Source organism: Mycobacterium simiae, assembly GCF_008370645.1.
Taxonomy (GTDB): domain Bacteria; phylum Actinomycetota; class Actinomycetes; order Mycobacteriales; family Mycobacteriaceae; genus Mycobacterium; species Mycobacterium simiae_A.
Genome location: NZ_VTZN01000185.1, coordinates 1 through 9,152, shown reverse-complemented (window position 1 = coordinate 9,152; position 9,152 = coordinate 1). Strand labels below are relative to the sequence as shown.

General features: G+C 63.2%; 7 protein-coding genes and 1 pseudogene. 3 read left to right on the top strand and 5 right to left on the bottom strand.

What is annotated here, in order from left to right:
* Positions 1 to 286: 286 nt before the first annotated feature.
* A pseudogene (locus tag F0Q45_RS30535) lies at positions 287 to 1,486 on the top strand (PPE domain-containing protein); the annotation flags it as partial.
* On the top strand, positions 1,481 to 2,203 hold the full coding sequence (locus tag F0Q45_RS30530; RefSeq protein WP_444875263.1) for a hypothetical protein: 723 nt from the start codon (positions 1,481 to 1,483) through the stop codon (positions 2,201 to 2,203). The pseudogene F0Q45_RS30535 and the gene F0Q45_RS30530, both read left to right, overlap by 6 nt.
* 405 nt (positions 2,204 to 2,608) lie before the next feature.
* Here the strand turns inward: F0Q45_RS30530 and F0Q45_RS21875 are convergent, their stop codons facing one another.
* The 5 genes from F0Q45_RS21875 to F0Q45_RS21855 all read right to left on the bottom strand — a co-directional run bounded on the left by F0Q45_RS21875 (position 2,609) and on the right by F0Q45_RS21855 (position 7,005).
* Entirely contained in the window at positions 2,609 to 3,682 is a 1,074-nt protein-coding gene (locus F0Q45_RS21875) for a sulfate/molybdate ABC transporter ATP-binding protein (protein ID WP_149655922.1), read from the bottom strand.
* A 12-nt stretch (positions 3,683 to 3,694) separates the two neighbouring features.
* Positions 3,695 to 4,513, bottom strand: a complete 819-nt coding sequence (gene cysW, locus F0Q45_RS21870; RefSeq protein WP_149655921.1) for a sulfate ABC transporter permease subunit CysW — start codon at positions 4,511 to 4,513, stop codon at positions 3,695 to 3,697.
* Positions 4,510 to 5,400, bottom strand: a complete 891-nt coding sequence (gene cysT / locus F0Q45_RS21865; protein ID WP_149655920.1) for a sulfate ABC transporter permease subunit CysT — start codon at positions 5,398 to 5,400, stop codon at positions 4,510 to 4,512. Before cysT ends, cysW begins: the two co-directional genes overlap by 4 nt.
* A complete protein-coding gene (locus tag F0Q45_RS21860) occupies positions 5,397 to 6,425 on the bottom strand; it encodes a sulfate ABC transporter substrate-binding protein (RefSeq protein WP_373425055.1) in 1,029 nt (342 codons plus the stop codon). The genes cysT and F0Q45_RS21860 overlap by 4 nt, the downstream gene beginning before the upstream one ends.
* Positions 6,426 to 6,801: 376 nt before the next feature.
* Entirely contained in the window at positions 6,802 to 7,005 is a 204-nt protein-coding gene (locus F0Q45_RS21855) for a hypothetical protein (RefSeq protein WP_149655918.1), read from the bottom strand.
* A 163-nt stretch (positions 7,006 to 7,168) separates the two neighbouring features.
* On the opposite strand from F0Q45_RS21855, the gene F0Q45_RS21850 reads away from it, so the two are divergent.
* Positions 7,169 to 9,152, top strand: a 1,984-nt coding sequence (locus F0Q45_RS21850; protein WP_149655924.1) for a glycoside hydrolase family 15 protein, incomplete at its 3' end; no start/stop codon positions are given.

Here is a 9,152-nt window from a genome sequence, read left to right as displayed (position 1 = left end):
CCGTGGCCGAAATTTTTTCTTGCGATTCGACAAGAAGAGTGGACTCGTAACATCCGACTTTAATTGTCGGATTTTTTTACAGATTCCCGACGCAGATGCGCCCCAAAGACTGAGTCAAGATGTTTGACATTCCGGTGCATTAGCAGTGGCTACGAAGGACATGTCAGGCCGGCAGAACTGCGTACCGAGTTTTCTGATCGATTTGCTGCATTGCGTGTGCCGGCGTGGTAAATCTCGTAGCTTGAACAACCCTTAATGGAAGGGCGGCTGAGGATGGGAGGGCGTAATGAACTTTTCGGTGTTGCCTCCGGAGATCAATTCCCTGCGGATGTTTGCCGGGGCGGGGCCGGCGCCCCTGCTGGAGGCGGCCGGCGCCTGGCAGGGGCTGGCCGATGAGTTGGGGACGGCGGCGGCGTCGTTCGCGTCGGTGACCGCAGGATTGGCGGGACAGGCGTGGCAGGGCCCGGCGTCGGCGGCGATGACGGCTGCAGCGGCCCCGTATGCGGGGTGGTTGACCGCGGCGGCGGCCCAAGCGCAAGCAGCGGCGGGTAAGGCCCAGGCGGTGGTCAGCGCGTTTGAGGCCGCGCAGGCGGCGACAGTGCCGCCGCTGGCAGTGGCAGCCAACCGTAATGCGTTCGTGCAGCTGGTGATGTCGAATGTGTTCGGCCAGAACGCACCGGCGATCGCGGCCGCCGAGGGCATCTATGAGCAGATGTGGGCCGTAGATGTGGCCGCGATGGTCGGTTACTACTCCGGAGCTTCAGCGGCCGCGGCAGGTTTGCCGCCGTGGCAGAGCTTGCTGCAAGCGGTGCCAGGTCTGCAGGGCATCAACTTGGGCATCGGCAACATCGGCAGCCTCAATTTGGGTAGTGGCAACACCGGCGACGGCAACTCGGGCAGCGGCAACGTCGGTAACGGCAACTTGGGCAGCGGCAACTTTTTCGCCGACAACAATATCGGCAGCGGCAACCGGGGAGGCTCCGGCAACCCTCCGGCCGTCGGCAACATCGGCAGCGGCAACAGCGGCAGCTACAACATCGGCAGCGGCAACAGCGTCCCAGGGGGCGCCAACAACAACGTGGGCAGCGGCAACCGGGGCAGCTTCAACTGGGGAAGCGGAAACGAGGGCAACGCGAACTTCGGTAGCGGCAACAACGGCAGCAGCAACATCGGCGGCGGGAACACGGGCGACAACAACACCGGCTACGGAAACTTCGGCAACGGCAACATCGGCTTGGCGAACTGGGGCGAATCCAATCGGGGCGCCGGGAATCTCGGTAGCGGCAATATCGGGTTCGGCAACACCGGCAACAACAATATCGGCATCGGGCTCACCGGGAACAATCAGATCGGCATCGGCGCGTTGAATTCCGGCAGTGGAAATATCGGCTTGTTCAACGCGGGCACCAATAATATCGGCTTCTTCAATTCGGGTGAGGGCAACGTCGGGATCGGCAATGCCGGGTCGAATAACTTGGGCATGGGGCAGTCCAACGACTTAAACACCGGCTTTGTGAACGCGGGTGCGGCAAACACGGGTGCCTGGAACTCTGGCTTGCGGACTACCGGCTTCTTCAACTCGGGCAGTCAAGACTTCGGCATGTTCAATTCCAACGTTTCAGGCTTCGGCTTGTTCAACGGGGGCGTCGGGAGTTCTGGCGCGTTCAACTCCAACGGCGTCAACACGGGCTTCTTCAACGGCGGTGCCGGCAACACCGGATTTTTTAACGCGGGCCGTGGCAACACCGGATTATGGAACGCCGGCGCCATCAACACGGGCTTCTTCAACTCGGGCAACCTCAACACCGGCTTCGGTAGCGTGGTCAACCAACTGGTCGCCAACTCGGGTTTCAACAACACGGGTACCAACAACTCGGGCTTCTTCAACACGGGCTTCTTCGGCCCGACCAACGGCAACTCGGGGTGGGGCAACGTCGCCACCGTGGTAACCGGGAGTTCCGGCTTTAATAACCTAGCCTCACAAAGCAGCGGCATTGGCAACATCGCTGTGCCGGGGGGCCGCACGCTCGCGGGGTTGTTCAACACCGGACGAAACCTTGCGGGAATAGGGAACATGGGCCTCGTGTTGGGCTCAGGGATCGCCAACTCGGGCACCTTTATCTCGGGCATATCCAACGTGGGCACATCGATCTCTGGATTCTTCAACCAGGGCAACCAGTTGGCGGGCTTCTTCCGCCGCTGAGACATGGGCGGCAAGGCCGGTGGTCGGCTCGCACCGATCCACGGGTGTACGCCCAAGGTGACGTAGCGCCGGCTCGAAAACGAGTCAATCTCGGTTGTCAGGAACGCTCCGCTCGGGCGCACCGCCCTGGTCGTGTGACCGGAGTCTCTGACCGGGTATCCCCAGCGCACTACCTGCCGCACCCATGCCGCAATGGACGCCACTACCCCATGACCGCTCTGTCCCCGAATCCCGGCCCCGCTCACACGCCAGACCTTGAGTCCGGTGGCGGCGTCGCGGCGGGCTCCACTCCCCTGATGCGGCGCAAGCGTCTGGCGTGTCAGAGCCACAGCCGCGGCCGCGGCGAAGAATCACTCCAACGGCCGTTGTGTGGCGGTCGCCAGTGGCTGTCGTATTGAACGTGCCTTAAGTCCTAGTCAGGGTGCTCTCGTCTGGGTCGGCACTGCCGGCAACCGAGAGGTCGTCGGGAATGGGCGGCACCCGGGTAGCGCGCACGTAGACGGTGTCCCCCTCCCGCAACGCCAGCGCCTCGGCGTCGCCCCGAGTGATCTGCGCCGTGAATGCCCCACCGGTTGCCGCGCTGGTCAACTCAACCCGGACCTCAAAACCCAGAACCACGACGCGGTCCACAGTGGCGCGCGTAACACCGGTGGATTCTCCGGTGCCGTCTGCGGTGGCAACGGCCATCTCCGGAGTCCGGCCGACCCGGATGTCATGCGGACGCACCAATGCGCCGTTCAGCGCCGATACCGCACCCAGGAACGACATGACGAATGCGTTCGCTGGAGCGTCGTAGACATCGGTCGGGGATCCGACCTGCTCGATACGGCCCTTGTTGAGCACCGCTATTCGGTCGGCGACATCTAGCGCTTCAGCCTGATCGTGGGTGACCAGTACGGTGGTGACGTGCACCTCGTCATGGAGGCGGCGCAGCCAGCTACGCAGATCCTCGCGGACTTTGGCGTCCAACGCCCCGAACGGTTCGTCGAGCAGCAGTACTTCAGGATCGACGGCGAGCGCGCGGGCCAGCGCCATCCGCTGACGCTGGCCGCCGGAAAGCTGATTGGGGTAGCGACCCTGAAATCCGCTCAGCCCCACTACCTCTAGCAGGTTGTCGACCTTCTGCTTGACCTCGGTCTTCGGCCGCTTACGGATTTTCAATCCGTAAGCCACATTGTCGCGAACGGTGAGGTGCTTGAAGGCGGCGTAGTGCTGGAACACGAATCCGATGCCGCGCCGCTGCGGCGGCACTGCGGTCACGTCGCGGCCATTGATCGTGATGGTGCCGGAGTCCGGCTGATCGAGTCCGGCGATGGTGCGCAACAGCGTCGACTTACCCGAACCGCTGGGGCCCAGCAATGCCGTCAACGAGCCAGCAGGCACGACGAAATTCACGTGGTCCAAGGCGACGAAGTCGCCATAGTGCTTGTAGGCGTTCCGCACGACGATGGCGTGCCCGCTGTCAGGAGCTTTCGTCATCTGGTCTCCTCGTCAACCCTGGCTGGCCGCTGGTGCTCTGCGGGCATCCAATAGCACCTGGACGACTAAAACCACCACCGCAACCGCCATCAGCAGTGTCGAAAGTGCATAGGCTCCATGCTCGGCGCCACGGTTGTAGCGGTCGGAGACCAGCAATGTCAGCGTCTGCGACTTGCCCGGAAGGTTGGACGAAACGATGATGACCGCACCGTATTCACCGAGGGTACGCGCGACGGTCAGCACGATCCCGTAGGTAAGTCCCCACCGGATAGACGGCAGCGTGATTCGCCAAAACGTCTGCCACCAACCAGAACCCAACGTTGCAGCAGCTTGCTCTTGATCGGTGCCCAATTCGTGTAGCACGGGCTCGACTTCGCGCACTACGAAAGGCAGAGTCACGAAGACGCTGGCCAACACGATGCCGGGCAGGCTGAAGATGATCTTCAGTCCCAGGTCATTCTCGACGAAGCCGAGCGCACCGGCCGATCCCCACAGCAGCACCAACGCGACACCGACGATCACAGGTGAGACCGCGAACGGCAGGTCGATGATCGCCTGCAATGCAGCTTTACCCCGAAATCGGTTACGCGCCAACATCAATGCCGTCGGGATACCGAAGGCCACGTTCAGGGGCACCACGATTGCCACCACCAGCAGCGACAGCTTCAGCGCCGAGATCGCCGCCGGTGTACTGATCCAGGCGTAGAACTGGCCGAAACCAGGCTCGAACGTCCGCCACAGGATCACCGCCACCGGAACAGCGAGCAGCACAAAAACATACCCAAGCGCGATCGACCGAAGGAGGTAGCGAACCACGGGCGAGCAGGTCACGCGGCCATCTCCTCCCGTCGGGCCGTACGCGCTGCGATCATGCGCAACAAGAACAACACCACGAACGAAATCGACAACAGCACAACGGATAACGCGGCGGCACCAGAACGGTCGTCGTTCTCTATCAAGGTACGGATCCACTGCGACGATACTTCGGTCTTGCCCGGCACCGCGCCACCGATCAACACCACGGAACCGTACTCACCAATGGCACGCGAAAACGCCAGGCCCGCACCCGATAACAATGCCGGCAGCAGCGACGGCAGCACCACGGACAGGAAAATCTTCGGACCATTGGCCCCAAGCGACGCCGCCGCCTCTTCGGCCTCGCGATCGATTTCCAGCAGCACCGGTTGAACAGCGCGCACCACGAACGGCAAGGTAACGAAGGCCAGCGCCACGCCTACTCCCCAGGCAGTGTGCTGCAAACGAAGCCCCACCGGGCTGTTATGTCCGTACAAGGCCAGCATTACCAGGCTTGCAACAATAGTCGGCAACGCGAAGGGCAGATCGATGATCGCATCGACAAGGCGTTTGCCTACAAAATCGTCGCGAACCAGCACCCACGCGATCAACAAGCCGAACACTGTGTTGATCACGGTGACTACGGCCGAAATCATCAAGGTCACCCGCAATGACTCCAGCGCGGCATGGGACGTGACCGACAACCAGAACGCCTGCCAGCCACCGCTGGTGGCCTGCCAGGCAATGGCGGCCAACGGTAGCAGCACGATGACCGACAGCCACACCACCGACACCCCGACCCGCAGCGAGGTGCTTCCGTGTCGACCGGACCGACGGAAGTTTGACCCGCGCCGTGCGTCATCTCCGGATCCGCCGAGTTTGGGCCAAAGCGCCTGTGGGTCCGGCGTTATCGCAGTGGTCATCCGGTGGCCTGCAGGTAGATCTTGGTAATGCTGCCGGTGCCTTTGTCGAACAGTTGCGGATCGGTAGTGCCCCAGCCGCCCAGGTCGGCGATCGTCCACAGTCTCGCCGGAACGGGGAACTGGTCGCGGAATTCGGCGGCCACCGTGGGATCGACCGGCCGAAACCCGGCCTTTGCCCATAATTTCTGTGCGTGCGCGGTGTACTGGAAATTCTTGAACACCGTCGCGGCAGCCAAGTGTGGCGTGCTGGTCACCACCGCGAGCGGGATTTCGATCTTGAACGTCTGCGGCGGGGTGACGTGCTGAATCCGCTTACCTTGCCGCTCGGCGGCGATGGCCTCGTTTTCGTAGCTGATTAGTACGTCACCGCTGCCCTGGACAAAGACATCTGTGGCTTCCCGTCCCGATCCGGGACGCAATTTGACATGCCCGCGCACCAAGCTACTGACGAAATCAAGCCCCGCTTGGCTATTTTTGCCGCCCTCGCTCTTGACGGCGTACGGGGCGAGCAGATTCCACTTGGCCGAACCCGAGCTCAGCGGGCTAGGTGTGACAACCTGCACCCCGGGCCGCAGCAGGTCGTCCCAGTCCTTGATGTTCTTGGGATTGCCTTCGCGTACCACCAGGGTCACCACTGACTCGAAGGGGATTCCCTTGGTGGCGTCGGCATTCCAGTCCTTGGAAACCTTGCCGGCGTTGACTAATCGAGTGATGTCCGGTTCGGCCGAGAAATTCACCAGGTCAGCCGGTTTGCCGTTGACGACACCGCGCGACTGGTCGCTGGAGGCCCCGTAGGAGGTGATCACCTGTATGTCCTTGCCTTCGTCGGAGGCATTGAACGCGGGGATCACTGTGCTCCAGCCGGGCTCTGGCGCCGAGTAGGCGACCAGCGTGACACTCGTGTGCGCGTTGGCGGGGCCGCCTCCGCCAACGACATCACTGTGACCACCTCCACACGCAGCCACGACCCCGACTACCAACGCAAGCGCAAGGCCGACGTCACTGAGGCGCCGCGAGCGAGCCATGCTCCGCGCCACGAGGATCATGCCCTTGAACGTCTGCGGCATTGCTGGCCTTCCAGTGCGGGACTTATCAACGACGGTCCGTAGCTGCGGAAAGGCGATCGGTCACCAACTGACGAAAGTCACGAACCCCACACCAGACCGCACACGGGCTGGGTGTCAGCGACAACAGTGCAGGTCGGCCGCGGCGCAGATCACCACGGCCCCGTCCACGCGGCCGGGCGCCTCCGAGCGCCCCAACCCAGCGGCTACTGCATGCATGCCGCGAAGCCTAACAGAATCGGCCCGGAGCTTGCCTTAGCGCGTGAGCAACCACATGGCGATTACCAGCACCACCAGCGCAATGAGGACCAGCGTGACGTGCGACCGCGGCATCGGCTTACTCGGGTGCTTCGTCGGACTGGCGGATACGCCGCATCACCCTGATGCCCCGGCCGAGCAGAGCATCCAGCAACGCTGCGGTGCAATATGCCAGGCCCAGTACCACCGGCATCACCGCCAGCGCCTGCAGCGCGAACGGCAGACCGGAAAGCCACAGCTCAACGCTGTCCCACCAATTCAGGAACCCGTTCACCGAACACACCCTATTCGCCGCGGGCCGCCGAAACCAATGCGCCGGAACCGCCCATAGCGCGCGTCACGATGTCGACAAGCCCGGCCAACATGATGCTCAGCTTGTGTTAACCCACGCCGTCGTGTCGGCCCCACGGTGGACGCAGGACCGGTCGACAGTCGATGATGTCGGGATGGTGCTGCACGCCGAACCTGCAAAAGAAGCCGCTGACGCCATAAACGTCGAAGCAGTCGACGCTTTCGAGGTGACCCCCGCCGCATCCGTTGACTACAACTCGCCCAGCGTCTTCACCGCCAGCTCGCTGCTGCGCAACCCGTTTCCGCCCATCGCCGACTATGCGTTTCTGTCCGACTGGGAGACGACCTGCCTGATCTCGCCGGCGGGCTCAGTGGAGTGGATGTGTGTGCCACGGCCGGATTCCCCGAGCGTGTTCGGCGCAATGTTGGACCGCAGCGCCGGTCATTTCCGGATCGGCCCCTACGGGGTCACAGTGCCGGCAGCGCGCCGCTACCTTCCCGGCAGCCTGATCATGGAGACCACTTGGCAGACTCACACCGGCTGGCTCATCGTGCGCGATGCGTTGGTGATGGGAAAGTGGCACGACATCGAGCGCCGGTCCCGGACCCACCGTCGCACCCCGATGGATTGGGATGCCGAGCACATCCTGCTACGCACGGTGCGCTGCGTCAGCGGCACCGTCGAGCTCGTGATGAGCTGCGAGCCGGCTTTTGACTACCACCGCCTGGGCGCTACCTGGGAATATTCGTCGAATGCGTATGGCGAGGCCATCGCGCGAGCCAGCAAACAGCCGGACGCTCATCCGACGCTGCGGCTGACGACCAATCTGCGGATCGGGCTGGAGGGCCGAGAGGCGCGCGCCCGCACCCGGATGAAGGAGGGCGACGACGTGTTCGTCGCGTTGAGCTGGACCAGGCATCCGGCGCCGCAGACCTATAACGAGGCCGCCGACAAGCTGTGGCAAACCAGCGAGTGCTGGCGGCAGTGGATCAACATCGGCAATTTCCCCGACCATCCGTGGCGGGCATACCTGCAGCGCAGCGCGCTCACCTTGAAAGGATTGACGTACTCGCCCACCGGCGCGTTGCTGGCGGCCAGCACCACTTCTCTTCCAGAAACGCCGCATGGTGAGCGCAATTGGGACTACCGCTACGCCTGGGTTCGCGACTCGACATTCGCGTTGTGGGGCCTGTACACGCTGGGACTTGATCGCGAAGCCGACGACTTTTTCGCCTTCATCGCCGATGTGTCCGGAGCCAACAACGACGAGCGTCACCCGCTGCAGGTGATGTACGGGGTGGGCGGTGAGCGCAGTCTGGTCGAAGAGGAGTTGCACCACCTGTCCGGCTACGACCACGCGCGCCCGGTGCGGATCGGCAACGGCGCCTACAACCAGCAGCAGCACGACATCTGGGGCTCGATTCTGGACTCGTTCTACCTGCACTGCAAATCTCGCGAGCAAATTCCCGAGACATTGTGGCCGGTGCTGAAGCGGCAGGTAGAGGAGGCGATCAAGCACTGGCGGGAGCCCGACCGGGGCATCTGGGAGGTGCGCGGCGAACCTCAGCACTTCACGTCGTCAAAGGTGATGTGCTGGGTGGCCTTGGACCGCGGCGCCAAGTTGGCCGAGCGCCAAGGCGAGAAAAGCTATGCCCAGCAATGGCACCAGATCGCCAACGAGATCAAGGCCGACATCCTCGAGCACGGGGTGGACTCACGCGGTGTGCTCACCCAGCGCTACGGCAGCGACGCCCTGGACGCTTCGCTGCTGTTGGCGGTGCTGACCCGCTTCCTGCCGCCGGACGACCCGAGGGTGCGTAACACGGTGCTGGCCATCGCCGACGAACTGACCGAGGAAGGCCTGGTGCTGAGGTACCGGGTGCACGAAACCGATGACGGGCTGTCGGGTGAGGAAGGTACCTTTACCATTTGCTCGTTCTGGCTGGTGTCGGCGCTGGTCGAGATCGGCGAAGTGGCCCGTGCCAAACGGCTGTGCGAGAAACTGCTGTCCTATGCCAGCCCGCTGCATCTCTACGCCGAGGAGATCGAGCCGCGCACCGGGCGGCAGCTGGGCAACTTCCCGCAAGCGTTCACCCACCTGGCGCTGATCAATGCGGTGGTTCACGTGATCCGCGCCG